General features: G+C 37.2%; 28 protein-coding genes. 14 read left to right on the forward strand and 14 right to left on the reverse strand.

Annotation, left to right across the window (positions count from 1 at the left end; genetic code table 11):
- Positions 1–139: 139 nt before the first annotated feature.
- The 6 genes from SJY23_RS12990 to SJY23_RS13015 all read left to right on the forward strand — a co-directional run bounded on the left by SJY23_RS12990 (position 140) and on the right by SJY23_RS13015 (position 7557).
- Positions 140–3334 carry a WD40/YVTN/BNR-like repeat-containing protein gene (locus tag SJY23_RS12990; protein WP_396596673.1) on the forward strand — a complete coding sequence of 1065 codons (3195 nt, stop codon included), beginning with the start codon at positions 140–142 and terminating at the stop codon, positions 3332–3334.
- A gap of 2 nt (positions 3335–3336) precedes the next feature.
- Positions 3337–4020, forward strand: coding sequence for a DUF2490 domain-containing protein (locus SJY23_RS12995; protein ID WP_396596674.1), 684 nt, complete (start codon positions 3337–3339; stop codon positions 4018–4020).
- A 227-nt stretch (positions 4021–4247) separates the two neighbouring features.
- On the forward strand, positions 4248–5462 hold the full coding sequence (locus tag SJY23_RS13000) for a bifunctional alpha/beta hydrolase/OsmC family protein (protein WP_035336803.1): 1215 nt from the start codon (positions 4248–4250) through the stop codon (positions 5460–5462).
- A gap of 176 nt (positions 5463–5638) precedes the next feature.
- Positions 5639–6142: a hypothetical protein gene (locus SJY23_RS13005; protein ID WP_396596675.1), complete on the forward strand. Its 504-nt coding sequence runs from the start codon at positions 5639–5641 to the stop codon at positions 6140–6142.
- 5 nt (positions 6143–6147) lie between these two features.
- Positions 6148–6894, forward strand: coding sequence for an LVIVD repeat-containing protein (locus SJY23_RS13010; protein WP_396596676.1), 747 nt, complete (start codon positions 6148–6150; stop codon positions 6892–6894).
- 81 nt (positions 6895–6975) lie between these two features.
- Positions 6976–7557 (forward strand): superoxide dismutase family protein, encoded by a 582-nt coding sequence (locus SJY23_RS13015; RefSeq protein ID WP_396596677.1) that lies wholly within the window; start codon positions 6976–6978, stop codon positions 7555–7557.
- A gap of 366 nt (positions 7558–7923) precedes the next feature.
- On the opposite strand, the gene yajC is transcribed toward SJY23_RS13015, so the two are convergent.
- From yajC to SJY23_RS13030, 3 genes are read right to left on the reverse strand one after another with little or no spacing between them, the layout of a single operon-like run.
- Complete coding sequence (gene yajC, locus SJY23_RS13020) at positions 7924–8223, reverse strand: preprotein translocase subunit YajC (RefSeq protein WP_035336797.1); 300 nt, start codon at positions 8221–8223, stop codon at positions 7924–7926.
- Between the two features lie 5 nt (positions 8224–8228).
- On the reverse strand, positions 8229–8687 hold the full coding sequence (locus tag SJY23_RS13025; protein WP_035336796.1) for a DUF1573 domain-containing protein: 459 nt from the start codon (positions 8685–8687) through the stop codon (positions 8229–8231).
- A gap of 46 nt (positions 8688–8733) precedes the next feature.
- Positions 8734–9645 (reverse strand): transcription antitermination protein NusB, encoded by a 912-nt coding sequence (locus SJY23_RS13030; RefSeq protein WP_035336795.1) that lies wholly within the window; start codon positions 9643–9645, stop codon positions 8734–8736.
- A 214-nt stretch (positions 9646–9859) separates the two neighbouring features.
- Between SJY23_RS13030 and SJY23_RS13035 the strand changes: the two genes are divergently transcribed.
- Positions 9860–11617 carry an ABC transporter ATP-binding protein gene (locus SJY23_RS13035; RefSeq protein ID WP_396596678.1) on the forward strand — a complete coding sequence of 586 codons (1758 nt, stop codon included), beginning with the start codon at positions 9860–9862 and terminating at the stop codon, positions 11615–11617.
- A gap of 73 nt (positions 11618–11690) precedes the next feature.
- Positions 11691–12092: a PUR family DNA/RNA-binding protein gene (locus SJY23_RS13040; protein ID WP_035336792.1), complete on the forward strand. Its 402-nt coding sequence runs from the start codon at positions 11691–11693 to the stop codon at positions 12090–12092.
- 62 nt (positions 12093–12154) lie between these two features.
- Here SJY23_RS13040 and SJY23_RS13045 read toward each other — a convergent pair whose 3' ends face one another.
- Together SJY23_RS13045 and SJY23_RS13050 are read right to left on the reverse strand one after the other, a co-directional pair.
- The gene (locus SJY23_RS13045) at positions 12155–13282 is read right to left on the reverse strand and encodes a hypothetical protein (RefSeq protein ID WP_396596679.1); all 1128 of its coding nucleotides are present in this window, start codon (positions 13280–13282) and stop codon (positions 12155–12157) included.
- A 21-nt stretch (positions 13283–13303) separates the two neighbouring features.
- A complete protein-coding gene (locus SJY23_RS13050; protein WP_035336790.1) occupies positions 13304–13789 on the reverse strand; it encodes a RidA family protein in 486 nt (161 codons plus the stop codon).
- A gap of 125 nt (positions 13790–13914) precedes the next feature.
- Between SJY23_RS13050 and SJY23_RS13055 the strand changes: the two genes are divergently transcribed.
- From SJY23_RS13055 to SJY23_RS13070, 4 genes are all read left to right on the forward strand, one after another.
- A complete protein-coding gene (locus SJY23_RS13055) occupies positions 13915–15450 on the forward strand; it encodes a helicase HerA-like domain-containing protein (protein WP_396596680.1) in 1536 nt (511 codons plus the stop codon).
- A 91-nt stretch (positions 15451–15541) separates the two neighbouring features.
- Complete coding sequence (locus SJY23_RS13060) at positions 15542–16087, forward strand: hypothetical protein (protein ID WP_396596681.1); 546 nt, start codon at positions 15542–15544, stop codon at positions 16085–16087.
- Position 16088: 1 nt separating this feature from the next.
- Positions 16089–16448, forward strand: coding sequence for a cupin domain-containing protein (locus SJY23_RS13065; RefSeq protein ID WP_396596682.1), 360 nt, complete (start codon positions 16089–16091; stop codon positions 16446–16448).
- Between the two features lie 5 nt (positions 16449–16453).
- Positions 16454–17299: an alpha/beta fold hydrolase gene (locus tag SJY23_RS13070; protein WP_396596683.1), complete on the forward strand. Its 846-nt coding sequence runs from the start codon at positions 16454–16456 to the stop codon at positions 17297–17299.
- On the opposite strand, the gene SJY23_RS13075 is transcribed toward SJY23_RS13070, so the two are convergent.
- The 7 genes from SJY23_RS13075 to hisG are packed head-to-tail and all read right to left on the reverse strand — an operon-like array spanning position 17296 to position 23494.
- The gene (locus SJY23_RS13075) at positions 17296–17811 is read right to left on the reverse strand and encodes a DinB family protein (protein ID WP_035336782.1); all 516 of its coding nucleotides are present in this window, start codon (positions 17809–17811) and stop codon (positions 17296–17298) included. The genes SJY23_RS13070 and SJY23_RS13075 overlap by 4 nt on opposite strands.
- Before the next feature lie 11 nt (positions 17812–17822).
- Positions 17823–18545, reverse strand: a complete 723-nt coding sequence (gene hisA / locus SJY23_RS13080) for a 1-(5-phosphoribosyl)-5-[(5-phosphoribosylamino)methylideneamino]imidazole-4-carboxamide isomerase (protein WP_035324881.1) — start codon at positions 18543–18545, stop codon at positions 17823–17825.
- A complete protein-coding gene (hisH, locus tag SJY23_RS13085) occupies positions 18542–19123 on the reverse strand; it encodes an imidazole glycerol phosphate synthase subunit HisH (protein ID WP_021778957.1) in 582 nt (193 codons plus the stop codon). The genes hisA and hisH overlap by 4 nt, the downstream gene beginning before the upstream one ends.
- Positions 19123–20259 (reverse strand): bifunctional histidinol-phosphatase/imidazoleglycerol-phosphate dehydratase HisB, encoded by a 1137-nt coding sequence (gene hisB, locus SJY23_RS13090; protein WP_396596684.1) that lies wholly within the window; start codon positions 20257–20259, stop codon positions 19123–19125. Before hisB ends, hisH begins: the two co-directional genes overlap by 1 nt.
- The gene (hisC, locus tag SJY23_RS13095) at positions 20259–21305 is read right to left on the reverse strand and encodes a histidinol-phosphate transaminase (RefSeq protein WP_396596685.1); all 1047 of its coding nucleotides are present in this window, start codon (positions 21303–21305) and stop codon (positions 20259–20261) included. The genes hisB and hisC overlap by 1 nt, the downstream gene beginning before the upstream one ends.
- Before the next feature lie 32 nt (positions 21306–21337).
- Positions 21338–22621 (reverse strand): histidinol dehydrogenase, encoded by a 1284-nt coding sequence (hisD, locus tag SJY23_RS13100; protein WP_396596686.1) that lies wholly within the window; start codon positions 22619–22621, stop codon positions 21338–21340.
- A gap of 12 nt (positions 22622–22633) precedes the next feature.
- Complete coding sequence (gene hisG, locus SJY23_RS13105; protein WP_035336777.1) at positions 22634–23494, reverse strand: ATP phosphoribosyltransferase; 861 nt, start codon at positions 23492–23494, stop codon at positions 22634–22636.
- A 284-nt stretch (positions 23495–23778) separates the two neighbouring features.
- Between hisG and SJY23_RS13110 the strand changes: the two genes are divergently transcribed.
- On the forward strand, positions 23779–24489 hold the full coding sequence (locus SJY23_RS13110; RefSeq protein ID WP_396596687.1) for an OmpA family protein: 711 nt from the start codon (positions 23779–23781) through the stop codon (positions 24487–24489).
- 1 nt (position 24490) lies between these two features.
- On the forward strand, positions 24491–25114 hold the full coding sequence (locus SJY23_RS13115; RefSeq protein WP_396596688.1) for a hypothetical protein: 624 nt from the start codon (positions 24491–24493) through the stop codon (positions 25112–25114).
- A 34-nt stretch (positions 25115–25148) separates the two neighbouring features.
- Here SJY23_RS13115 and SJY23_RS13120 read toward each other — a convergent pair whose 3' ends face one another.
- Both SJY23_RS13120 and SJY23_RS13125 read right to left on the reverse strand, forming a co-directional pair.
- On the reverse strand, positions 25149–25598 hold the full coding sequence (locus SJY23_RS13120; RefSeq protein ID WP_396596689.1) for a PepSY-like domain-containing protein: 450 nt from the start codon (positions 25596–25598) through the stop codon (positions 25149–25151).
- A 103-nt stretch (positions 25599–25701) separates the two neighbouring features.
- Positions 25702–26517: a prohibitin family protein gene (locus tag SJY23_RS13125; protein ID WP_035336775.1), complete on the reverse strand. Its 816-nt coding sequence runs from the start codon at positions 26515–26517 to the stop codon at positions 25702–25704.
- Positions 26518–26526: the final 9 nt, after the last annotated feature.

Here is a 26526-nt window from a genome sequence, read left to right on the forward strand (position 1 = left end):
TTACGCTTTCGCGAAAGCGTGAATAAAACCTTTAAAACATAGCGCATCCATTAACAACTATTTAAGAAATTAAGATTGTCTTTTAATTAACTTTAGTCCCTTGACCGAAAGGTCATTATAATTCAACCAAAATTTTATAATGAAACAACTCTTCTCACTCCTACTGCTATGCATCTGCACAGTAGTATCTGCTCAAAAACTTGATATGTCCTTGCTCAAGGATGTACAACCCCGTAACATAGGCCCAGGCGGTATGTCTGGTCGTGTGACTGCTATAGATGTGGTTACAGATAATCCAGATGTAATGTACGTAGGTACAGCTTCTGGAGGTTTATGGAAATCTACTTCTGGCGGAATAAAATGGGATCCTGTTTTTGAAAACGAGCTCACAGCATCTATAGGAGCGGTAGCGATACAGCAATCTAACCCATCTGTGATATGGGTAGGTACAGGTGAAGGAAACCCACGTAACTCCCTTAATGGTGGTTATGGTGTTTATAAATCACTAGATGGCGGTAAGACGTGGCAATCTATGGGATTAGAAAAAACTCGTCACATACACCGTGTTATTATAGACCCTACTAATCCAGATGTGGTTTATGTGGGCGCTATAGGTTCTCCTTGGGGAGAACACCCAGAACGTGGCGTTTTTAAAACTACAGATGGTGGTAAAACTTGGAACAAGGTTTTATTTACAAACATCAAGTCTGGTGTGGCAGATATGGTTATGGACCCTACAAATCCTAATAAACTTATTGTAGCAATGTGGGAGCACAAACGTGACCCTTGGTTCTTTAAGTCTGGTGGTGAAGGTTCTGGTATGTATATGACGCACGATGGTGGTGACACTTGGAAAGAGCTTACAGATCAAGATGGACTTCCTAAAGGAGAACTAGGCCGTATAGGTCTGTCTATTGCGCCTGGAAGCCCTAACGTGGTTTATGCGCTTGTAGAAGCAAAGAAGAATGCATTGTACCGCTCTAATGATGGCGGCTTTAATTGGAAAAAGATTAATGACAAGAGTGATATAGGGAACAGACCATTTTACTACAGTGATATACACGTAGATCCTCAAAATGAAAATCGTGTGTTTTCTGTATTTACTTATGTAAACGTATCTGAAGATGGTGGGAAGAACTTTGACCAACTTATGGGCGCTTATGGAGTAGATAATGGAGTACACCCAGATCACCACGCCTGGTGGATACACCCTAATAATGGGAAGTTTATGATGGACGGTAATGACGGTGGTCTTAACATCACAAAAGACGGTGGTAAGACGTGGCGTTTTATAGGTAACTTACCTGTAGCTCAGTTTTATCACATTAATGTAGATAATGAGTTTCCTTATAATGTATATGGAGGTATGCAAGATAATGGATCGTGGAGAGGACCTGCTTATGTGTGGAAAGCTCAAGGTATACGTAACGATTACTGGCAAGAAATCTCTTTTGGAGATGGTTTTGACGTAGTGCCAGATCGCGATGACAGCCAGTACGGGTGGTCTATGAGTCAGCAGGGGTTTGTGAGCCGTTATGATTACAAAACAGGAAATAACTATGGTGTAAAGCCTACGCACCCAGATGCAGATGTAAAACTTCGTTTTAACTGGAACAGTGCTATTAATATTGATCCTTTTGATAACAGTACCATATACTTTGGTAGTCAGTTTGTACATAAGTCTACAGATAAGGGACTCACTTGGGAAGTAATCTCTCCAGACCTTACAACAAACGACCCAGAGAAACAAAAGCAATCTGAATCTGGCGGTCTTACTATGGATGCCACGGGTGCAGAAAATCACACAACCATTCTTGTTATAGAACCTTCTCCGCTTGAAAAAGATATGTTTTGGGTAGGTACAGACGATGGCCGTGTACATTATACTACAAATGGCGGATCATCATACACAGAAGTGTCTAATAACTTAAAAGGTTTACCAAAAGGAAGCTGGATTGTACAAATTAAAGCTAGTGATAAGAACAAAGGAGAAGCGCTTCTAGTTGCAAACGACTATAGACGCTTTAACTACACTCCTTATGCCTACAGAACCACAAATTATGGTAAAAGCTGGAAGCGCATTGTAGATGAGAATGATGTGCAGAGTTATGCATTATCAATTATAGAAGATCCAGAAGAAAAGAATCTTTTGTTTTTAGGTACAGATGACGGTCTTTATGTGTCTATTGATGCAGGTAACAACTGGCAGAAATGGACAAAAGGATTCCCTACTACTTCGGTAAAAGATTTAGTAATTCACCCTAGAGAGCAGGATCTTGTGATTGGAACCTTTGGGCGTGCAGCCTGGGTTCTTGATGATATAAGACCACTGCGTAAGATAGCGAGTGATAGAAGTACGCTTTCGCGAAAGCTACAACTCTTCACCCCTCCTACTGCATATGACGCATCATACCAGCAACCTACGGGAAGTCGTTTTGGAGCAGATGCCATTTATAACGGTGAGAACAGAAAAAGCGGTGCGCAAATCGCTTACTATGTTACTAAGCAAAAAGTAGATAAAAAGAAAAAAGGCGACGATAAAGATGCCGAAGAAGCAAATGAGGCAAAAGTAACTTGGGATTCTATCCACCTGAAAATATATGATGGTGCTAGACAGATACGTCACCTTAAATGGAAAACTCCAGACAGTACAGGTATTTATAAAACTACTTGGTATATGAATGAGTCTGGTGGTGATCGCCCATCTAGACGCATAAGAAAACGTAAGAATGAACCTAGTGGAGTTTCTGTTAAACCAGGAACTTACAAGCTTGTAATGCAGTATGGAGATCAAACAAGCGAGAGCGCTATCACAGTAGAGAGCGACCCAAGGTATGATGTGCCGCAAAAAGCAATAGACGATAGTTACAATGCTGCCAAAGATCTTGAAGCGATGACTCAAGTAGCCGCAGATGCTGTAAAACAACTTGTAGAGAGCAAGAACCTTGCAAATGATTACAAGAAAATGATTAACAAACTTGATGATAAAAAGGCGTATAAAGATGAGCTAGCCTCTATAAAAGATATGGATAAGCGCATAGATGAAGTAATCGCATTATACATAGGTAAGGTAGATAAAAGGCAAGGTATCACACGTAATCCAGAAATCACAGTGATGAATCGTATAGGTGCTGCCAGTGGTTATGTACGTAGTCGCCCTAACGGACTTACTACGACAGAAACTACTCTTATGTCACACGCACGTAATGAGCTACAGAGCGCTCTAGAGAAGACTAATACATTCTTTAGCACGGAGTGGGCGCCATTTGAAACTACGCTAAAAGCTATGGATGTAAGTAGCTTTAAAGAGATAAAAACGTTTAAATTAGACTAAGTATGAAAAAGCTTTTAGCCTTATTACTATTATTCTCATCTCTTGTATCATTACAAGCCCAAGACCGTGGCGAAGATGATCTAGGCGCGTGGGCAATGATATTTACAAATAATAGAATATCAGAAAAGCTAAGCATACACGCAGAGGCACAATATAGAACGTATGAGTTTGGGAGTAACTTTAATCAGCTACTCCTGCGTACGGCTCTTAACTACCATATATCAGATAAGGCTATGGCTTCTTTTGGGTATGGTAACATCACCACAGACACAAACTTTCTTGAGTTTGCAGGTGAAGAGAATGTAAATGAAAATCGTCTGTATGAGCAGTTTGTTCTTAAAAATAGTCTTGGCAAGTTTAACTTTAGCCATAGATATCGACTAGAGCAACGTTTTATAACTAGACCTGCTGGTGAGAACACAACAGAGCATAGAGCGCGTTACTTTTTACGAGTAACCTACCCTCTTAATGATAAATGGTTTCTAACCGCATATGATGAGATTTTTATAAATCTGCAGAATGACTTTTTTGGGCAGAATAGACTTTACGGTGCTTTAGGCTACAACTTTAGTGAGAACCTAAGTGCACAAATGGGATATCTCAAAAATGATTTTGCGGTAGACACCTATGACAGGTTTCAACTCGCTGTTTTTATAAAAACAGACTGGCGAAATAAAAAAGGATGATAACATACCTATAATGATTAAAAAACCTCAATCTTATGATTGGGGTTTTCTTTTTTACGCTTTCGCGAAAGCGGAATAGAAAAAATATGATAAAAGTGTAAAAAACAAGAAGGATAACCTTTATTGTATATTAATTACACGTAATAATCGTACATTAAATTCTTTAAAGATAGGTTGCCCTTTTTCCTTCGACAGAAGAGCTACAACCATTAAACATATTACGTATTATGAGATCGAGTAAAATAAACTTTACAAATGCACACGGAGAAGTATTGGCTGGAAGATTAGATCTACCTGCAAATCAAGACCCACATAACTTTGCCATTTTTGCACATTGCTTTACCTGTACAAAAGATTTTAGTGCAGTGCGCAATGTAAGTAGAGCACTTGCCTCTCAAGGTTTTGGCGTGTTACGTTTTGATTTTACGGGTTTAGGTGACAGTGATGGTGACTTTGCAGATACAAACTTCTCTAGTAATGTAGATGATCTTATAAGCGCTGCAGATTTTCTTGCCAAAGAATACAAAGCGCCGTCTTTACTTGTGGGACACTCGCTAGGTGGTGCTGCAGCAATTTTTGCAGGTGGTAAGATTGATACGATAAAGGCTGTCGCAACTATAGGAGCTCCTAGCAACCCAGTACACGTACAAAAGCAACTAGGCTCTCAGCTTTCAGTAATAAAAGATAAAGGTCAGGCTAATGTGAAACTCGCAGGGCGTGACTTTACTTTTAAAAAGCAGTTTATAGATAATCTAGAAGAAAACTCTTGTGTAGAAGCTGCTCGTAACCTCCACGAAGCCTTACTCATACTCCACTCACCTCAAGACGATACCGTTTCTATAAAAAATGCCGAAGAAATATACCACGCCGCGCATCACCCTAAGAGCTTTGTAACCCTAGATGGATCTGAGCACTTACTTATTGATAAAGAAAATGCAGCTTACGTAGGCAAAATTATCGCTGGATGGGCTGCGAGATACATACCACAACCTGTTCAAGAGACCATAAAAACCACCTTTCAAGTGGTGGCAAGCCTAGATGACGAAGAGGGCTTTACAACCTTATTAAAACTAGGTAATCACCATATGAAGGCAGATGAGCCGGTACGCGTAGGCGGAAACGACTATGGCCCTACTCCATATGAGTTACTCGCAGGTAGTCTTTCTGCCTGTACCGCAATGACCATACAGATGTATGCAAAGCGCAAAAAGTGGCTTGTAGAAAACGTTGAGGTGCACACCAGTTATAGTAAAACGCACGCTCAAGATTGTGTTGCTTGTGAAGACAACCCTTCGGCTAAGATTGATACCTTTCATCGTGAGATTAAAATAACGTCAGATCTAGATGAGAAGCAACTAAATCGTCTTTTACAAATTGCAGATAAATGCCCGGTACACAAAACCCTTCATAGCGAGACACAGGTAATAACAACGCTTAGTTAGAATTACGCTTTCGCGAAAGCGTATTCACATAAATCAATATTAATTATGCCAAAAGTTCGAAAAGAATCTCAAGTTCATTTCGAACTTTTTTACCACATAGGTTACTAAATTGTAAACTATTACTTAGCACACGCAACGTATAGGTAGTTACTGCATCTTATGCAAAACTATATTATATGAAACACGTATGTATCCTACTACTCGTATCTTTCTCACTACTGAGCTGTGTAACAGACACAAATAGTGATGATGTAGATACCATTGACCTATTAACAAACTATGACGCGATTACACTTGATCGCCCTACGTTTGAAGCAAGCGTCACCCTTGAAGACGCTAGAACCATTGTAAACTCAGGTAAAATTTATGTTCTAAACGGTTTACTATTTGTAAACGAAAAGAACAAGGGTTTTCACATTTTTGATAATGAAAATCCATCTTCACCTATTGCTCTTGCCTATATAAAGGCACCTGGAGCAACAGATCTCGCAATTAAAAATAATGTGTATTACATCAATCAAGCTGTAGACCTTATTGCGGTTACTTATGATAAACAAACAGCAAACTTGCAAGTAACAAAGCGCATTAGAGAGGTATTTCCTTCTAAAATATCTCCAGATGGATTTATACACGACATCCCAAATGGAGAAATTATCATTGATTACGAACTTGAAGATTAAATAAGATGAAAAAGTATATATACATTATTGCCCTAGTGATTGTTGCACTAGGATGTAGTTCTGACGGAACTAGCAGTGGTGAGTCTTTGAGCACAGCAGATAGTGTAGGTCAAGGCGGCTCACTTGCAACCTTTGTTATAAAAGACAACTACCTCTATACGGTAGATAATGAAGATCTAAATGTATTTAATATTACAAATACTACAGAGCCAGTACTGGTTAATACGGTACGCATAGGTTTTGATATTGAAACACTATTCAGCTACAGGGATTATCTTTATATAGGATCTCGTAATGGGATGTTTATTTATAGTGTAAATAATCCAGAGTTTCCAGAACAATTATCTTCTGTACAGCACTTCACTTCTTGTGATCCCGTGGTAGCAAATGATCAATATGCATTTGTAACCTTATGGAGTGACTTAGGTTGCAATGGTTTTGTAAATCAGCTAGAGGTTTATGATGTATCTGATGTGCTCAATCCTATGCTTATTAACGTTCGCCAGCTCACATTCCCAAAAGGATTAGGTCTTTACGGTGACTACCTTATCGTATGTGATGATGAAATTAAAATATTTGATGTATCAAACCCTGCAGAATCTATACTAGTGCATAGTATTGATAAACTGGCATTTGATGTGATAATTCAAGGTGACTTGCTTATTGCAGTAGGTGAAAGTGGTGTATTTCAATATGCATTAAACCCTCAGAATATTACCGATACACCAGCACTGAGTACTATAAGTATCTAAAAGGTTTTATAAATGTTTAGTATTTCTAAGCTAGCCTTGGTATCTTAGAGGTTATAAATACTAATCACAAAATCTAAAATTATGAAATTGAAGTATATTACTCTAGCAATACTAGCTACTGCTACCCTAGCAAGTTGTAAGAAAGATGCAAAGAAAGTGGAAGAAGTAGAAGAAGTAGCTGTCGAAGTAGAAGCTACTGCTGCACCCGTAGCTCAAAAGGTTATAATGAAACTTGAACCTAAAAGTGGCAGCAAAGCTACAGGTAGCGTAGTGTTTAAAGAAGAAGACGGCCAAGTAAATTTTACAGCCGTTATAGGTGGTCTTGACGAGGGTATGCACGCAATACACATACACGAGAGTGCAGATTGCTCTAGCGAAGATGGAAAATCTACAGGAGGACACTGGAATCCTACAAACGAGCAACACGGTAAGTGGGGCGCAGCAGAAGGATATCACAAAGGTGATATAGGAAACTTCCCTGCTGATGAAAGCGGAAATGGAACCATCACAATGAGCTCAGACCAGTGGTGTATAGGTTGTGGAGATCCAAAAAAAGATATCGTAGGTAAAGCAATTATTGTACACCAAGGTACAGATGACTTTACATCGCAACCTAGTGGTGCAGCAGGTAAGCGCATCTCTTGTGGAGGAATTATTAAATAAGAAAGGTCACTCACAAAGTTATATTAAGAGCCTCACCATCATGGTGAGGCTTTTTTATGCGCAATTGCGAGGGCATATCTAAGAATATCACATATCATCATGTTTTAAAACCAAAGTTAAGCTCTATTTGCTCAATGCATACTGTATTTTAGTAAGCACGAACTTTAATGATATGACTTATCTCATTTCCTCATAAACTCAAAGTACAGAACATTGCCTTTTTAGGTGAGTCAAATACATATTAATTTTCAAAAAGTTGTTCTTATTCTAAGGATAACTTTTCACTTTTTTAAGGACGCGACTCTAAAAACAAAAAAGCCCTCGCAAATGCGAGGGCTTTTTTTATAATAAGTTCTTTTGATAAGATTACTTCTTAACTTCTCCAGCAGGTTTATTTAAGGCCTGACTCATCTCAATAGATAGTGCAGATCTCTCAAATTTCATCTTACCTGACATTGTTTCTAATACACAAGTACCGTTATCGTTAAGCTCAAGAATTTTACCATGTAAACCACTTTTAGTGATCACGCGATCTCCTTTCTTAAGATCTTTATCAAAGTTCTTTTCTTGTTTAATTTTTTTACGCTGTGGCAATACAATAAAAAATACTATAAATACCGTAAAGAGTAAAAGTGGGCCTAGTATGCCCTGCATTCCTTCGCCCATATTGCTTATTTAGCTGCTCCTGCAGCAGGGTTTACAAATGCTTTGATAAGTACAGTCTCTGTACCTTTCTCAGTGTTTGCTTTGATTGTAACGGTTTTAGTTACTTGGTTTGCACCACTACCGTTATATTTTACAAGTAATTCTCCTTTTTCTCCTGGAGCTACTGGATTTTTAGAATATTCTGGTATAGTACAACCACAAGAGCTCTTTGCATCTACAATTACTAATGGTGCTTTACCAGTGTTTGTAAATGTAAATTTGTGCTCAACAGTTGTTCCTTTTTCAATGTTTCCAAAATCAAATTCAGATTCATCAAAAGCTATAACTGGATAAACAGTAGCTTGTGCATCTCTTGCTGCAGCAACTTCTACATTTTCTTCTTTTACTTTGCTAGCCGCATCTTCCTTACATGAAGTAAATAACATAGCCGAAAGTACTCCTAATACTAATAAACCTTTTTTCATTGTTGTTTTTTATTAAATAATGATATGTAAAAATAAGAAAATTTAGTTATTTCAAACCTCTACCCTCTTTCTTTAACCTTTTTTCTGACTCATACTGTTTTACGAGCTTGTCAAGGATTCCGTTTATAAAAATGCTACTCTTAGGGGTTGAGTATTCCTTTGCAATCTCAAGGTACTCATTGATAGTTACTTTCACAGGAATGGTAGGGAATTTCAAAAATTCGCAAAGCGCCATTTTTATCAATACCATATCTACATCTGCGATACGTTCTTTATCCCAATTAGGTGTGTTTGCAGAAATTTCGGAAGATAAAAACTCCTCATTGGCAACGGTTTTCTCTAGTAAGGTAGTTCCAAATAGTAAATCCTCATCATTCTTAAAGAGTACTGGAAGCAACATAGATTCTGGAGATGCAGGTTTCATCTTCCCTATACGCTTTAATACAGCCATGTTTACCATAGGTATATCATCTATCCAAGTAAGACGAGCATCCTCTATATAATCATATAGTTTATCATTAGGAGCAATAATCTCTGTGTAGGCAGCAACAAGGAACTTTTTATCTAATTTGAAATCAGACTCTTCTTGTTCCATATAAGAGGCATATAACTCACTATTTATAAGTTCGTTATAAATAAGTGTTACATACTCATCGTTTATTCTCCAGTTTTTCAGTTTGCGCTTACTTATTTCATCGCGCAACTCTGCATTGTCAGATAGTTTGACAAGCACTTGGTTTTGGATAAACTTTGTGTTGGGATTTTTTTCTTCTTCGGTTGCTAGAATCTTTTTAGAGAATTTTTCTTGTTCCGCTTTCGCGAAAGCGTGAACCTCCACCATCAAATCTAGCATTAAGAGATACAGATTGTACATCTGATTCATACTCTCCACTGTAAATTTATCTTCTTGTTGAAGATCAAAATGCTCCTTACTACTTAGTGCGTAGATGGTTTGCATTACTTTGACACGGATATGGCGTCTGTTTAACATAGCGACAAAGAACTTTTAATATAGTTATAAAATGAAAAAAGATCATTTTTAAAATCGGTGCAAAAATACAGTATTTCTAAAAGTATCTCCATGTTTTATCGATTATGTTGTAGTAAAATTTGGCTCGCATAGGTCTTAAAAAAAACCGACCTTAGCGCTTCAAAAAAATTGCAGTACGGCGATGGGTGCATTAAAATCTCTTAACAAGTATTTTTTACGATATAAATGGCGTCTTATAGCCGGTTTCTTTATAGTAATCGCGGCTCGTGTCTTTGCCGTTTTTAATGTGGATATCGTAGGTGACATTGTAAACGACGTAGAGACTTACATCAATGCTGGAGGGGACAATCTCGCTGGTCTAAAAAAATCTATGCTCTTTAAATTGGGCCTATTATTAGGAGCAGCCCTGCTATCTGGTTTTTTTACCTTCTTAATGAGACAGCTTATTATTGTAGTTTCTCGTTTTATAGAAGCAGACCTTAAAAATGATGTATACCAGCAATACCAGAGATTAAGCCTAGGCTTTTACAAGCAGAACAGAACCGGAGACCTCATGAATCGCATCTCTGAAGATGTGACTAAAGTACGTATGTATGTAGGTCCTGCAATCATGTACCTCTTGCAAGCACTCGTTTTATTTGCAGTTGTAATACCTTATATGGTGAGAATGGCTCCTTCCCTAGCCGCTTACACTCTTATTCCTTTACCTATACTGTCTATTGCTATATATAAACTAAGTCGCGCGATACACGTAAGGAGTACTATCGTTCAAGAGTATCTCTCAAAACTTACAACGTTTACTCAAGAATCCTTTAGCGGGATTTCTGTGATTAAAGCTTACACGCTAGAGGCAAATACTTTTAAAGATTTTGCACAGCTTAGTGAAGATAGCAAAGAGAAAAACTTAGATCTCGTAAAAGTACAAGCTTTCTTTTTCCCTCTTATGATAGGGTTAATAGGTGCTAGTAATCTCATAGTGATCTTTGTGGGAGGACAACAATATATAGACGGTACCATAAAAGATTTAGGTACGCTAGTTGAATTTATCATGTACGTAAACATGCTTACGTGGCCTGTAGCAACCGTAGGATGGGTAACCTCTATAATTAAAGCAGCCGAAGCTTCACAAATACGTATTAATGAATTTTTAGAAATAGCACCTGAAATTCAGAATAATGTAAGTAGCCACACACCTATTACTGGCGCTATCGAGTTTAAAGAGGTTACATTCACCTATGATGACACTAATATCACAGCATTAAAAGATGTTTCATTCTCAATAAAACCTGGAAAAACTCTAGCGATTATAGGTCCTACAGGCTCTGGAAAGTCAACTATTCTTGAACTTATAGGGAGGTTATACGACGTCACAAGTGGTGTAATTCAAATAGACGGCTATGCTATGAAAGACGTTAATCTTGATGATTTGCGTTCAGAAATAGGATATGTACCTCAAGATGCGTTCTTGTTTTCTGATACCATAGGTGAGAATATCAAGTTTGGCGATACAGACGCTAGTGATGAACAGGTTTACGCTTTCGCGAAAGCGGCATCTGTACATCACAACATCATTGATTTTAAAAATGGGTATGACACTATTTTAGGAGAGCGTGGAATCACACTTTCTGGAGGCCAAAAGCAGCGTGTATCCATTGCCAGAGCTCTTATAGGAAATCCAAAAATATTACTTCTAGATGACTGTTTAAGCGCAGTAGATACAGAGACTGAAGAAGAAATTCTTAATAATCTTGAGAAACTAACGACCGATACAACTACAATTATCGTAAGTCACAGAATATCATCTGCAAAAAATGCCGATCAAATTCTTATCATAGAAGATGGGAAAATCACACAGCAAGGTTCTCATAATCAACTAATAGAGCGAGAAGGCTACTATAAAGAACTTTACGTAAAACAACTAGACGAAAAAGAAATGTAGAAATAATTGGGCAATGGCTAATTTTTTATCATTTTTGAAGTAGATAAACACAATCCAAACAATAAGGAATATTATGAGTGATTACGAAGGACGTGACAATGAAGAGATTTTCTCAAAAGTTTTAAGAGCTGGAAGACGCACTTACTTTTTTGATGTAAGATCTACGAAGGCAGGAGATTATTACCTTACCATTACAGAGAGCAAGAAGTTTACAAATGATGATGGTTCTTTCCATTTTAAGAAGCATAAAATCTACTTATACAAAGAAGATTTTGCTGGTTTTACAGAAAACTTAAATGATATGACTTCATACATTCTTGATGAAAAAGGAGAAGAAGTAATATCAGACCGTCACCAGAATGATTACTCACGCCCAGAGCCAACAGAAGTTGTAGACTCAGGAGCTGTTTCTTCAGAGAAACCTAGCCACATGAGCCCTGAGAAGTTTACAGATGTAAGCTTTGATGATATTTAATAAATTACTAAAGTAGTTATACAGTAAAAACACCACTTCACTCGAAGTGGTGTTTTTTTTTATTAATCTCTTAAGAAGATCACTTGTTGAGGTCTCACATTACCTGTATCTAACGTGAGTAACACATCCTTATCTAAGCTCATCAATACCACCATCCCGTGTGTAATATTGTCCTCAGTATAGGTTCCCATCACCACGTAGGTGCTTGTATTAACATCTATTGACGTATTTACAATATTGATCCCTCGACCTGTTTCTTCAAAAATTCTGTTTATTAAATCCGTACTGTCATAAGTTTCTATGGTATTGGTGTCATAAGTGTAAATGCTAGACGTAATCCCGTCAAACTCCTTAAAAACCATTTCATTTTGAGAGAACTGGGCTTCATTATAGCCTTCACTTATACTTAATCCTAAAGGAAAGGAAGAAAGTTCACTTGTTATAAAGATGCTCAAGTCAAGAACAACATGAGTTAACACGTCCTCGTTAAAACTAAAGAGGTACATCTCATCTCGTACATCATTATACATAAATCCACCATACTCACTCACATCTATAACACCTAGGCGCTCTCCATCTATGGCACTAGTTACAAATAATTTACGCACTCCCGTAAAAGTATCTACTCCTATGGCAAAAGATTTATCACCACTAGCAAAAACATTAAACTGCACAGGCGCAACATCTGCATTACCCAAATAAGACTCAGAACTTGCACCAGATATTTGATTAAAGTTGTGTACATAAATGTCACAACAACTACTCGTAGCATCGAGATAATAGGTAAGCAAACTTTGACCAGTATTTACAGTATAAAAATTATTTGTAGCATTCTCAGGGTTAAAAAAATCTGTCACACTTCTCATACCACCTGTAACAATATCATAAAACACATAGGATGTTGATGGAAAATCTAGTGCAAATGCAAATTCTGTCCCCATGGTACTTTGCAAGAAGCCAAACTCAAACCCAATCGTTTCTTGAAGATCTTTAGTAGTCATGTCTTCATAAGATGCGGTCCATTCTACAAGGTTAAAATTTCCTCCAGTAGTGAGGTCATCCCCTATTATTGCAATCTCAGGTAGTATTACTCGCTCATCTATATTATTTGAAGAAAACGAATCGTCATTATCACAGTTCAAGAATGTGAGACATACGAGTATGGAAGAGAACCTGGCTAATAACTTCATTTTTTTTCTAAAAGGTAGTTATTATTTTTTAACAGCAACCACCTCTATTTCAATTTTTGCCCCTAGCGCAAGAGCTTCGGCAGCAAAGGTTGTTCTAGCAGGCTTTTGAGGAAAATAAGATGTATATACTTCATTAAAGGCTTTGAAATCTTCTATATTATCAAGTATCACGAGTGCCTTAACCACATTAGTCATATCCATATCGTGTTGTGCTAACACCTCTTTTATGTTCTCTAAAGTTTGGGTTGTTTCGGCTGTTATTCCTCCTGGTACTAATGTTCGGTTTTTTTGATTTAAACCAATTTGACCAGATAAAAAATACATACTGCCCACTTGTACGACGTCAGAAAAAGGTGCGTCTTTCTTTGTAATTTCATGAGATTTATGAAAGACCGGTTTTTCATTAATTTCAATTTTGGTTTCTGGCACTTGTCTTATAAGAGATTGTCTTTCTTGACAAGATATTAGAAGTAATAAACTCAAGGCGCTTAAGAGAAGGCTTTTCATATAGATTGTTTTTAGACAATAAATGTACATATAGATGAGAACCTTTTTTAAGGATTATGTATTTTTAAGCTTTAGAGTACATGATGTAGTTCGCTTTCGCGAAAGCGCACTAACAACCCACCAATATGGATAAAAAAGAAGAATTTTTAGAATTTATAAATGCCGGTAACACGTTTAAGGGAGACTTTATAACTATGGGAGCTGCAATGCTAGAGGGCGAGACTATTACAAATGCGCACGTAAAAGTGCCTCTCAAAACTTTAAACCGCCACGGGCTTATAGCCGGAGCAACCGGAACTGGTAAAACGAAAACACTACAAATAATAGCCGAAAACTTATCTGACAAAGGTATCCCTGTCCTTTTGATGGATATGAAAGGGGATCTCTCTGGTATTGCAAAAGCAAGTCCTGGTCACGTAAAGATAGATGAGCGCCATGCTAAAATTGGTGTTCCCTTTGAGGCCAAAGACTTTCCTGTAGAACTACTCACGCTATCTGAGCAAAATGGCGTGCGCCTGAGAGCAACGGTAAGTGAGTTTGGACCTGTACTGTTCTCTCGTATACTTGATGCTACGGTGGCACAATCTGGTATCATCTCTATTCTTTTTAAATATAGTGATGATAATAAATTGCCATTACTAGATTTAAAAGATTTCAAGAAAATCTTACAATACGCAACTAAAGAAGGAAAAGCAGAGATAGAAGAAAATTATGGAAGAATATCTCCAGCTTCTTCTGGATCTATCTTGCGTAAAATAGTGGAACTAGAACAACAAGGAGCAGATATCTTTTTTGGGGAGAAGTCTTTTGACACAGATGATCTTACAAGAAAAACAGAGGATGGACGTGGCGTTATAAACGTGATTCGTCTTACCGATATTCAAGATAGACCTAAACTGTTTTCTACATTTATGTTAAGCTTGCTAGCAGAGATTTACTCTACCTTTCCAGAGCAAGGTGATAGCGGTAAGCCAGAGCTTGTAATTTTTATAGACGAAGCGCATCTTATTTTTAAAGAAGCCTCAAAAGCACTGCATAGCCAGATAGAGAGTATTGTAAAATTAATACGTTCTAAAGGAGTTGGGATTTATTTTGTAACACAAAACCCAACAGATATTCCAGATGGAGTATTGAGTCAGCTAGGTCTAAAAGTGCAACATGCATTACGTGCCTTTACTGCAAAAGATAGAAAAGCAATAAAACTTACTGCCGAAAACTATCCAGATTCTCCATATTATGATACCAAGTCTGTATTAACATCGTTAGGTATAGGTGAAGCATTAATATCTGCTCTTGATGAGAAAGGTCGCCCTACTCCACTTGCGGCAACCATGTTGCGTGCTCCTATGTCCCGTATGGACGTGCTTACTCAAAAAGAAATTAATAGTCTCAACGACAGATCTGAACTTGTAGAAAAGTATAGCGAACTCACAGATCGTGAGAGTGCTTACGAACTTTTACAGAAAAAGATTGATAAAGCAAACGAATCTGAAGCAAAGGAAAAAGCAAAAGAAGAGCGAGCAAAAGCAACAAAAAGCTCTTCGAGATCATCAAGTTCGAAAAGTACACAAAGCGCTGGTGCAAAAGCGTTAATCAAAGTACTTACAAGTGCTACAGTAATACGTGGAGTATTTGGTATACTTGGTAAAATGCTCAAATAAACTACAAATTCTTAAAATGTTTTAAACTAATCTAACGTTAGTTTTAAAATAAATAATATCACTTATTGCACTTAATGTGCATCCATATTTTATGAAAAAACACTTTATAACATTATCACTATTAGGCCTTATTGTAGCAAGTTGTAGCGATTCTGGCAACTTCAGTATCTCTAATGAGACTGTAGGACCTCTTACGAAAACAACCAAGGTAAGCGAACTAAAAACAACTTTTGTAAATGACAGTCTTGTAGATGCTAGTGGAAGTACAGATTTTAGGACGCCACAAGGATATGTAACTGTATTTGAAAAAGGAGGTAAAAAGCTACTAGAACTAGGTCCAAGCTCAAGTGAAAGTGATGCGACCATTAACTATATTCGAGTATATGATGAGCGCTATAAAACAACTGAAGGCGTTACAACCAAAAGTACCTTTAAGGATATTCAAGACGGTTATAAGATTAAACGCATAGATAACTTAATCTCTACTATTGTGGTGCTTATCGAGGATAATGACATCTTTTTTACAATTGATAAAAAGCACCTTCCATCTGAGCTTATGTTTGACACACAATCTAAAGTAGAGCTCTCCCAAATTCCGGATGACGCTCCTATCAAATATGTCCAAATAAGCTGGTAATATGAGTTATAAGATTCAAAAAAGCCCTTTTATTGTGCCTACTACAGATGGTAAAACCATAGAGGAGCACTGGGGAAAAGCGACAGATGGCAATAATGATATAAGCATCGCTCATATGATTGCTCCACCTGGGTGGAGTGAGCCATTTCAAACTCCAGAGTTTGATGAGTACACGTATATCATAAAAGGTAAAAAACAGTTTATTATAGACGGAGACACTATTGTACTACACGCAGGGCAAAGTATTAAGATCAATCGTAACACGAGAGTGCAATACAGCAATCCCTTTGATGCAGAGTGTGAGTATATGGCTATTTGTACTCCTGCGTTTTCACCAGATTCTGTTTACCGAGAAGAATAAAAATTTTGAAAAAGACTTTACAAAGATTTATTCCTAAATTAATAGGAGCAAAAATCAACGCACTAAGTATAGCAAACCCAAAAGCTGCGGCACAGCAAGCTTTTAATATATTTTGTACTCCGCGCAAAGGAAAACCTTATGGTGATCAAATAGATTACCTTAATAAAGCTACGTATGAGCGCTTTACTTCTGGATCCTGTGATTTACAAGCATATCGCTGGGAAGGCACTGGTAAAAAAGTACTTCTCATACACGGCTGGGAGAGCAACACGCATCGCTGGTTTAAACTAGTAGAAGAACTACAGCAAGAAAACTATGACATCTATGCCATAGATGCACCGGCTCACGGTAACTCTACAGGGACATTGCTCAATGTGCCTCGTTATGCAAAAGCCATAGAAGAAGCGGTACAACGATACCAACCGGACCATATTATAGGACATTCTATAGGTGGGCTAGCTACGGTTTTTCATCAGTATACTTATAAACCTACACAATTTACATCTGCAGTAATACTAGGATCTGCATCAGAGCTTAGTGAGATAATGGTAGGTTACAGAGCTATACTTGGACTCAACAATAGAACGATGAATTCTCTTGAACAGCTCGTAAAGGAGTTATTTGGTTTCGATTTTAAAGGTTTTTCTGGTGCAGCTTTTGCAAAAGAGCTTACCCTACCTGCTTTAATAATCCACGATAAGTTTGATAAAATCACTCCTGTATCTGCCTCACAAAACATCCATAAAAACTGGAAAGGAAGCACCTACATTGAGACCGAAGGTTTTGGTCACTCACTTTATCAAGAAGAAGTAAGATCTGAAATTATTAAATTTTTAAAGAAAGAGTTTTAATCTTCTTCATTAAGAGTGTTTAAGTTCATTCCCTCATAAAACCCAAGGGGCTGGTCTATAACAAGTTTTACTTGCATAGCGATCTGCCCCGTGTGATATGAGAAGTGCTCCACTGCGTGTAATACGATACCAGTACCAGAAAGCTCAAAACCTTGTACGTTTCTCTTTTTTAAAAGATTTTCTGGTGTAGCATCATCAATAATAGTAGTAGAAGTTTGAACCGTAAGTAAAAGTCGTTGTAGCAACTCATCTTTTGTAAAACCATCTTCGGTACTAAACTCCTCTTCTCTATTACGCTCATCTGGATTACCTCCTAGTCCAGAAACGATATATTGCGTCATATTCCCACAGATATGCAATAACTGGTTACCAAGTGTATTGAGACTCTGGTTTTGCTTTGTCCACAACTCCTCTTCTACCACCTTAGAAAGCGCAATACTTATCATACGCACATTCTCTTCTAGTCTAAAAATAGCATTGTCCTTAAAATCTTGATGCCAGGTATTAATCATATCTATACGTTCTAACTTAGTATAAAATCTTCTAGTTGCTTCAATGAGATTCTATTCTCATAGATTGCCTTCCCTATAATAGTTCCCTCACAGCCCATCTCTGCAAGCTTTGGCAACTCGTCAAAGGTAGAAATTCCTCCAGAAGCTATAAGTTTTAAGTCTGGTGTGCTAGCAAGTATTTCTTGATAGAGGTCAAAACTAGGCCCTTCTAGCATACCATCTTTACTTATATCTGTACAGATTACATAAGAGACACCTTCTTTTTGATAAGCGTTTATAAACTCCACCACATCATCATCAGACTCCTCTAGCCAGCCAGAGATAGCAATTTTACGATGATGAGCATCTGCTCCCAAGATAATTTTATCACTGCCAAATTTTGACAACCAGCTTTTAAACGTATCTGGATTTTTCACAGCAATACTACCACCAGTTATTTGAGAAGCTCCGCTCTCAAAGGCAATGCGTAAATCTTCGTCTGTTTTAAGACCTCCTCCAAAGTCTACTTTTAACGCAGTCTTTGTAGCTATTTGCTCAAGAATTTTGTGGTTTACAATGTGCTTGCTTTTTGCGCCATCTAGATCTACAAGGTGTAAATGCGTGATACCGTGTGCCTCAAACTGCTTTGCAACTTCCAGCGGATTTTCATTATATATTTTCTTTGTGTTATAATCTCCCTTTGAGAGTCGCACACAATTACCATCTATGATATCTATAGCAGGTATTATTCTCATAATTCTAAAAAGTTTTTAAGTATTTGCTCTCCTACAGCGCTACTTTTTTCTGGGTGGAACTGAGTTCCATAAAAATTATTTTTGGCAAGAGCACTACTGTAAGGAAGTCCGTACGTAGTAGTCGCAATCGTGTCTTCTACTACGGGAGCATAAAAACTGTGCACCATATATATAAAAGAATCTTCGGCTACTTGATTAAAAAGTGGTGATGATAGATTATTAATGGTGTTCCACTGTATTTGTGGGACTTTTACGCTTTCGCGAAAGCGTACTACATCTACATTAAAAATATCAAGTCCTATAGTATCTCCTTCTTCTGAACCTGTACACATTAATTGCATACCCAGACAGATACCCAGCACAGGCTGTGTGAGTGTAGGAATCACTTTATCAAGACCAGTCTCTCGTAATTTACTCATAGCGCTACTCGCCTCACCTACTCCAGGAAAAATGACTTTATCTGCACTACGTATTTCTTCTTCACTATCACTTAAGACCGCCTGATAACCAAGGCGCTCTATGGCAAATTTTATGCTCTGGATGTTTCCAGCGCCATAATTAATGATCACAATTTTCATTATAACATTCCTTTTGTAGATGGAAGAATCATTTTATCTGCATCACGCTTTACGGCTACTTTAATAGCTTTTGCAAATGCCTTAAAGATAGCTTCAATCTTGTGGTGCTCGTTTGTTCCTTCGGCTTTGATATTTAGGTTTGCCTTTGCACCATCTGTAAATGATTTAAAGAAGTGGTAAAACATCTCTGTAGGCATTTTGCCTATCATCTCACGATTAAAATCTGCTTCCCATACGAGCCAGTTTCTACCGCCAAAATCTATGGCAACTTGTGCAAGACAATCATCCATAGGCAGGCAAAAACCGTAACGCTCTATTCCTAATTTATTACCTAAAGCAATGGCAAACACTTCTCCTAGTGCGATTGCCGTGTCTTCTATAGTGTGGTGCTCATCTACCTCAAGGTCTCCTTTTACTTGAATGTCTAGATCCATTTGCCCGTGACGCGCTATCTGGTCAAGCATATGGTCAAAGAAAGCTAGACCTGTATCTATGCTAGATTTACCCGTACCGTCTAGGTTAAGGGTGATGTTTATGTCTGTCTCATTAGTTTTTCGCGCAAGCGTAGCAACACGACTTTCTAATTTTAAAAACTCGTATATTTTTTGCCAGTCGTTTGTCTCTAGCGCGATGTCTTTATTGAGCTCATCTTCAGATATGGTAATCTCACCAGTACCGAGGTTTGTGTTATCATTTATATAGATTCCTTTGGCTCCCAGATTTGTCGCTAGTTGCATATCTGTAAGTCTATCACCTATTACAAAAGAGTTTTTGAGATCATACTCCTCAGAAAAGTATTGTGTAAGTAAACCGGTTCCAGGCTTTCTAGTGTCTTTATTTTCGTGCGGAAAAGTTCTATCTAAAAATACATTATCAAAAACAACACCTTCATTTTCAAAAGACTTCATAATGAAGTTGTGCACTGGCCAGAATGTATCTTCTGGAAAAGAATCTGTACCTAAACCATCTTGATTTGTGATCATCACTAGCTCATAATCGAGCTCTTGAGCAATCTTACCTAACCAAGTAAAACACTTAGGGTAAAAAATCATTTTTTCAAACGCATCGATTTGTTCATCTACCGTTTCTTTAATCATTGTACCATCGCGGTCGATAAAAAGTACTTTTTTTGCCATTACTGTATTGTATTTAATGCGTTTATTAGTGTTGTATTTTCTTCTTTGGTCCCTACTGTAAAACGTAGTGTGTTCTCACAAAGCGCCTGTGTGCTGCGATTGCGTACAACTATCCCTTTTTCTATAAGCTGGTTATAACGCTTGTTTGCATCGTCTACTTTAGTTAAAATAAAGTTTGCGTCAGACGGATATACTTTTTCTACAAAAGCCACATCTTTAAGCACAGCTGCTAGTGTTTTTCTATTATCAAGTAAGGTATCTACCTCATTATGAATCATACGTAAATCGCTCAATCTATCATAAGCGCGATCTTGCGTTAATGCATTTACATTATAAGGAGGCTTAATTTTATTAAGAATCGCAATAACTTCTTTACTTGCAAAGCATAAACCTAGACGTATACCAGCAAGACCGTAAGCCTTAGAAAGCGTTTGAGTGATTACAAGGTTAGGATAATTTTCTAACTGTGATATCCAACTCTCTGCTGCTGCAAAATCTATATATGCCTCATCAAGAACTACTAACCCATTAAAGTTTTCTAAAACCTCAATAATAAGATCCGGTTTGATCATATTACCCGTAGGATTATTTGGTGAGCATATAAAAATGAGCTTTGTAGTATCACTCACAGCATTCAGAATACCTTTAGTATCCAGTTGGAAATCTTCGGTAAGAAGTACCTCTGTATTTGCTACGTCATTTGTACCTGCCAGTACATTATACATACCGTAAGTAGGTGGTACCGTAATAATACCATCTACTCCAGGATTACAGAATGCTCTAAAAATAAGATCGAGCACCTCGTCGCTTCCGTTACCTAGTAAAATCTGAGATTCTGAGACCTTTTTTTGAGAGGCTACCAAACTCTTTAAACTACGCTGTTGCGGGTCTGGATAACGGTTTACACCATTATCAAACGGATTTTCATTTGCATCTAGAAAAACCATTTCTTTATCAAAATCTGTAAACTCATCTCGCGCAGAAGAGTACGGTTTCATTCTTGCAACATTTGCTCTTACGAGCTTATTTATGTCAAATTTGTTCATTGTGCTATACGTACTTAATAATCTTTACTGCTTTATTTTATTGCGTTAAGTCTAAGAGTTACCGCATTTTTATGAGCATCAAGACCCTCTGCCTCTGCCATAAGTTCTATAGCACGACCTATATTTTTTATTCCAGTTTCAGATATTTTTTGAAATGTCATAGACTTCATAAAACTATCTAGATTTACACCGCTGTACTGCTTAGCATAACCGTTTGTAGGTAAGGTGTGGTTTGTACCAGATGCATAATCTCCAGCGCTTTCTGGCGTATAGTTGCCTATAAAAACAGACCCCGCATTCCCTATATTATCTACATAGTAGTCATCATTTGAGGTGCAAACTATAAAGTGTTCTGGACCGTATTCATCTATCAGCGCGAGTGCCGTCTCATCATCTTTTACATAAATGAGCTTGCTATTATCAATAGCTTTTTCAGCAATACGCTTTCGCGAAAGCGTACTCATCTGCTCTTCTACTTCTTTTTCTACCTCGTCTATCAAATCCTTTGATGTAGAAACCAAGATCACCTGACTATCAACACCGTGCTCTGCCTGACTTAATAAGTCTGAAGCTACAAAACTTGCCTGAGCAGCATCATCTGCCACAACAAGTAATTCTGATGGGCCTGCTGGCATATCTATAGCTACACCGTGCTTTGTAGCAAGCTGCTTTGCAACAGTCACAAACTGATTACCTGGTCCAAATATTTTATAAACTTGAGGAACGCTCTCTGTACCAAAGGTCATCGCAGCAATAGCCTGAATACCTCCTACTTTAAAGATTTTTGTAACTCCGCTTAGCTTTGCTGTATAAAGAATGGCAGGGTTTACCTTTCCTTCTTTATCTGGTGGTGTACATAATACTATCTCTTTACAACCAGCGATATTTGCTGGCGTTGCAAGCATTAAGATAGTAGAAAATAATGGCGCTGTACCTCCCGGTATATAAAGCCCCACTTTTTGAATAGGTCTTTTTTCTTGCCAGCAATCTACACCTTCTGTAGTAGCAATAGCTACTCTCTCTGTTTTTTGAGCTGTGTGAAAACGTTCAATATTACCTTTTGCAAGTTGTATGGCTTCCTTTAACTCGGTAGATATAAGCTCTTGCGCTTCCTCTATTTCTGTATCAGTAACCGCAGTGCTCTCAAGAGTCACATTATCAAAGATGCTTGTGTACTTTGCTACCGCAGTATCTCCTTTTTCCTTTACTTCCTTAAAAATATCGGTGACGGTGGCTTCTATATCATCTACAGTTTGAGTAGGTCTTTTTAAAATTTCTGCCCACTCACTTCTTTCTGGATTATAAATCTTATTCATAGCAACGTAAAATTATAGCACCATTTTTTCGATTGGGCATACAAGTATTCCTTCTGCACCTGCTTTTTTGAGATTATCTATCACATCCCAAAAGCTATCTTTATTTATCACTGAGTGTACACTACTCCAGCCTTCTTGTGCTAGTGGTAAAACCGTAGGACTTCTCATACCTGGAAGCATTGCGATAACATCATCAAGTTTTGCGTCTGGCACATTCATAAGTACATATTTACTGCGTTGTCCTGCAAGTACAGATTGTATACGGAATTTAAGTGTTTCTAATAGCTCTTTACGCTCGTCAGAAATAGTAGGTGACGCAGTAAGAACAGCCTCAGAGGTGAGCATTTGCTCTACTTCCTTAAGATTATTTTTAAATAATGTACTACCACTAGAAACTATATCACAGATAGCATCTGCAAGTCCAATATTTGGAGCAATTTCTACCGAACCGTTAATGATGTGTAGCTCTGCGTTTACACCTTTTTCGGCTAGATATTCTCTTACTGTATTAGGGTATGAAGTTGCAATGCGCTTACCTTCAAGATCTTTTACAGAGTTGTATTCTTGTCCTTTTGGGATTGCTAGTGACACCTTGCATTTTGAAAAACCTAGTCTCTCTATAATAGGAAGATCCTTTCCTTTTTCTATAAGAGTATTTTCTCCAAGTATTGCGATATCTACCACTCCGTCTCTTAAGTATTGTGGGATATCACCATTACGTAAGTATAAAACTTCTAGCGGAAAATTTCTAGCAGTTGCTTTGAGTTGATCTTTACCGTTATCAATAGAAACACCACAATTTTTTAATAGTTGTAGTGATTCCTCATTAAGACGTCCAGATTTTTGAATAGCAATTCTAATTTTTTGACTCATTTTTGTTGGTTTGTGTTTAAAGTACCCAAAAAAGAAAAAACCCGTTTGAGTATCTCAAACGGGTTTTATATGATTTATTTACATACCAAACTACCTCGCTTGAGCGATTGCTGTAGTGTGGTGATGATGTGTTTTGTTCAATTTCATTTCTGTAGCAAATTTAAGAAGTCTTTTGTTAAAAACAAGTGGATAACCTGATTTTATTATTTCTTAACATCGACAACTTTTCTGTAACTTTGAAGTTAGCGTTTATTAAAGACAATAGCGCTTGCTTAACATTATCAATGAAGGGATTTTTTGGGGCATTCTTCGTTTTTTTAATTTGGACTTCTGGTTGTATTTACTTTGTAAGTACTAGAGAGGCTGCGAGTGACAGTTCTGTACAACAAATTGTTAACGAGAAAGATAATTTAGAAAAAAACACCCCTAAAACAAAAGATCAAGAACCACCCGTTGTTATTGCCACAAAATCAGACTCACCTACTAACAGTTTTGCTCCAGACAGTTTAGATCTATATGGAATTGAACACGAAACCTCTTCCCTGCTTGCAGAAGAAATTCAAAAATCTATCGCAATTAGTGACACGATAGACATCACTAGCGACGAACCTATACTAGAGTTAGAAAAAGAGCTTAACTCATTTATGGGACCTTCTTTTTCTAGCAATGTCTTTTACCCTCGTTATAATAATACAGATCTTATACTTGATAAGGAATTAGTAGTATATGCGACAGAACTTAAAAAGATTCTAAAAGAAAATCCAGATAAAAAAGTTACCATACTAGGCCATACTGATAATGTGGGAAGTAGTGTCGACAATTTTAATCAAGGGCTCAAAATGTCCAGACAAGTAAAATGGTACCTTACAGCAAGAAGAGGTATACCAAGACGCAAAATAACAGCAACTTCTCGAGGTGAGGAAGAACCAATTGCAACTAACAAAACCTTATCTGGCAGACAAGAAAATAACAGAATAGAAATTATAGTAGATTAACATGACAGTATCACAAGACGCTATATCAATACCTGTTGCATACTTAGAAACGTTTGTGATGACCCTTGTTGCTTTTCTAATTGGGTATATAGGTTCTCATTTATATAGTAAAATTGTTCTTAAAAAGAATCTCGAGGCACAAAATGAGCGCATAAATACTTTAAAAGAGACTGTTAATAATTTACAGGATGAGTTAGATCGTAAAGCTGATGGTGTTTTTAGAAAAGACAGGATGGATGAAGAGTTTGATCACATAAAAGTGAGAAGTCGAGCCTTTTCTCAGGAAGTAATTTCTGAGAAAGTAGTAGAGAAAGACTACACGGACCTTATTAATTTTGAAAGAATAGGCACGGCTCAAGCATCTGATAAAAATGAACTTCAAAAAATAATAGGTATTGGACCTTACACAGAAGCCAAATTAAATGAATTAGGGATTTATACATTTGATCAAATAAGCCGCTTAACTAAAGAAGATATTGAAATTATCACTAAGCTCATTAAGTTCTTCCCAGATAGAATTAAAAATGATCGCTGGGTAGCCAAAGCCATCAGATTAAAGGAACAGTTGGCCAACGATGCAAACGACCCAAAAAAAAAGATGAAACATAAAAAAACCACCTATTAGGTGGTTTTTTTATAACTACTATTGTTGTCTAGTCTTAATTAATCTTAACTCCAGATTCATTAAACTCAATATCCATATTCTTTCCTTTCCTCTTAAACTCTACATCGTAAAACAATCCTTTTTCGGCGCTTTGAACGCGTTCTATTTCTGTTATTTCTTCGTCTGAGTAATTATCATCTATCGCTCTTTGAACAACTTTAGGTAAATCGTCCTTCTCGATACTTACCTCTGTCTCAATCCATGAACCGTTAGGACTAAAGTCTGCTCTGTGACGTACTCCATCTATTCTAAACCTAGATTCATAATTCCCATTTGAGTCAACGTGCCAGTCTGGATCATTCTCTCCTGGATATTTTGCTTGAAACGTTTTCTTTACTGCTTCAGGCGCATAACCCTTTTTGCTATTTTGACTTTCTACGTTTTGACCACAGCTTATAGCAAGTATGAATCCAAACAAGAAAAGTATTTTCTGATATCTATACATAAAAAAATCTTTACAATCCACACGTGAATTCGCGTGGATTGTAAAGATATAAGCTTTCGCGAAAGCGTATTCTTAACGCTTTCTTATAGTTTTATGTTGTATTCTAATTATTTCCTAAAATTAAAGGTAGTCCAGAATCACCAGAACCTACAACCACCACTTTAGAGTTAGGTGATTTAGATAACTCGATAGTAGCATCAATCCCTTTATCTTGAAGAATTTTATCTGTTAAAGATGCACTTAAAATTTTATTTGCATCTGCTTTACCTTGCGCTTCAATACGTACTTTCTCTGCTTCTTTTGAAGCTGTTACAAGTCTAAACTCATACTCAAGAGATTCTTGTTCTTGTCTAAGTTTACGCTCAATAGCTTCTTTTATAGTGATAGGTAACGTTACATCTCTTACTAATACCTCATTAAGTTGTACATACTGCTTTGACAATATAGTCTTAGTTTCTGCAAAAATTTCGTCTTGAATAGCATCTCTTTTACTCGAGTATAATTGCTCTGGAGTATATCTACCTACCACACTACGGGCAGCAGATCTAATAGCAGGCTGTATTACTCTTTGCAAATAATCTTGTCCTAGAGATTGATGTAAGTTTCCTAATTGATCATATACTGGTTCATACCAGGCAGAGGCATCAATTTGAATCTCTAATCCGTTTGAAGAAAGCACTTTCATTTTTTCAAAGAGTTCTTGCTGTCTTACCTCATAGACGTATACCTTATTCCAAGGCGCTACTAGATGAAAACCTTCACTCATAGGAGGCTCATCTGTTACCACACCATTGCCAAATGTTTTAAATAACACCCCTGCCTCTCCAGAATCTATAGTTACAGCAGATTTTGTTATTAGTACTAATAAAATAATAATACCTATCACTATAGGCACTCCAATCTTTGGTAATTTTTCCATAATTTTTTT

This window comes from Dokdonia sp. R86516 (assembly GCF_044596715.1).
Lineage (GTDB): Bacteria > Bacteroidota > Bacteroidia > Flavobacteriales > Flavobacteriaceae > Dokdonia.

Excerpts from the sequence above, each read along its gene's own strand:
- SJY23_RS13045 (WP_396596679.1), bottom strand. The coding sequence starts at position 13,282 with ATGAAGTTATTAGCCAGGTTCTCTTCCATACTCGTATGTCTCACATTC.
- hisD (WP_396596686.1), bottom strand. The coding sequence starts at position 22,621 with ATGAATAAGATTTATAATCCAGAAAGAAGTGAGTGGGCAGAAATTTTA.
- SJY23_RS13065 (WP_396596682.1), top strand. The coding sequence starts at position 16,089 with ATGAGTTATAAGATTCAAAAAAGCCCTTTTATTGTGCCTACTACAGAT.
- SJY23_RS12990 (WP_396596673.1), top strand. The coding sequence starts at position 140 with ATGAAACAACTCTTCTCACTCCTACTGCTATGCATCTGCACAGTAGTA.
- SJY23_RS13115 (WP_396596688.1), top strand. The coding sequence starts at position 24,491 with ATGACAGTATCACAAGACGCTATATCAATACCTGTTGCATACTTAGAA.
- SJY23_RS13060 (WP_396596681.1), top strand. The coding sequence starts at position 15,542 with ATGAAAAAACACTTTATAACATTATCACTATTAGGCCTTATTGTAGCA.
- SJY23_RS13015 (WP_396596677.1), top strand. The coding sequence starts at position 6,976 with ATGAAATTGAAGTATATTACTCTAGCAATACTAGCTACTGCTACCCTA.
- SJY23_RS13025 (WP_035336796.1), bottom strand. The coding sequence starts at position 8,687 with ATGAAAAAAGGTTTATTAGTATTAGGAGTACTTTCGGCTATGTTATTT.
- yajC (WP_035336797.1), bottom strand. The coding sequence starts at position 8,223 with ATGGGCGAAGGAATGCAGGGCATACTAGGCCCACTTTTACTCTTTACG.
- SJY23_RS12995 (WP_396596674.1), top strand. The coding sequence starts at position 3,337 with ATGAAAAAGCTTTTAGCCTTATTACTATTATTCTCATCTCTTGTATCA.
- SJY23_RS13120 (WP_396596689.1), bottom strand. The coding sequence starts at position 25,598 with ATGTATAGATATCAGAAAATACTTTTCTTGTTTGGATTCATACTTGCT.
- SJY23_RS13110 (WP_396596687.1), top strand. The coding sequence starts at position 23,779 with ATGAAGGGATTTTTTGGGGCATTCTTCGTTTTTTTAATTTGGACTTCT.
- hisH (WP_021778957.1), bottom strand. The coding sequence starts at position 19,123 with ATGAAAATTGTGATCATTAATTATGGCGCTGGAAACATCCAGAGCATA.
- SJY23_RS13075 (WP_035336782.1), bottom strand. The coding sequence starts at position 17,811 with ATGATTAATACCTGGCATCAAGATTTTAAGGACAATGCTATTTTTAGA.
- SJY23_RS13010 (WP_396596676.1), top strand. The coding sequence starts at position 6,148 with ATGAAAAAGTATATATACATTATTGCCCTAGTGATTGTTGCACTAGGA.
- hisA (WP_035324881.1), bottom strand. The coding sequence starts at position 18,545 with ATGAGAATAATACCTGCTATAGATATCATAGATGGTAATTGTGTGCGA.
- SJY23_RS13000 (WP_035336803.1), top strand. The coding sequence starts at position 4,248 with ATGAGATCGAGTAAAATAAACTTTACAAATGCACACGGAGAAGTATTG.
- SJY23_RS13055 (WP_396596680.1), top strand. The coding sequence starts at position 13,915 with ATGGATAAAAAAGAAGAATTTTTAGAATTTATAAATGCCGGTAACACG.
- SJY23_RS13050 (WP_035336790.1), bottom strand. The coding sequence starts at position 13,789 with ATGAAAAGCCTTCTCTTAAGCGCCTTGAGTTTATTACTTCTAATATCT.
- SJY23_RS13035 (WP_396596678.1), top strand. The coding sequence starts at position 9,860 with ATGGGTGCATTAAAATCTCTTAACAAGTATTTTTTACGATATAAATGG.
- hisC (WP_396596685.1), bottom strand. The coding sequence starts at position 21,305 with ATGAACAAATTTGACATAAATAAGCTCGTAAGAGCAAATGTTGCAAGA.
- hisG (WP_035336777.1), bottom strand. The coding sequence starts at position 23,494 with ATGAGTCAAAAAATTAGAATTGCTATTCAAAAATCTGGACGTCTTAAT.
- SJY23_RS13005 (WP_396596675.1), top strand. The coding sequence starts at position 5,639 with ATGAAACACGTATGTATCCTACTACTCGTATCTTTCTCACTACTGAGC.
- SJY23_RS13040 (WP_035336792.1), top strand. The coding sequence starts at position 11,691 with ATGAGTGATTACGAAGGACGTGACAATGAAGAGATTTTCTCAAAAGTT.
- SJY23_RS13125 (WP_035336775.1), bottom strand. The coding sequence starts at position 26,517 with ATGGAAAAATTACCAAAGATTGGAGTGCCTATAGTGATAGGTATTATT.
- SJY23_RS13030 (WP_035336795.1), bottom strand. The coding sequence starts at position 9,645 with ATGCAAACCATCTACGCACTAAGTAGTAAGGAGCATTTTGATCTTCAA.
- hisB (WP_396596684.1), bottom strand. The coding sequence starts at position 20,259 with ATGGCAAAAAAAGTACTTTTTATCGACCGCGATGGTACAATGATTAAA.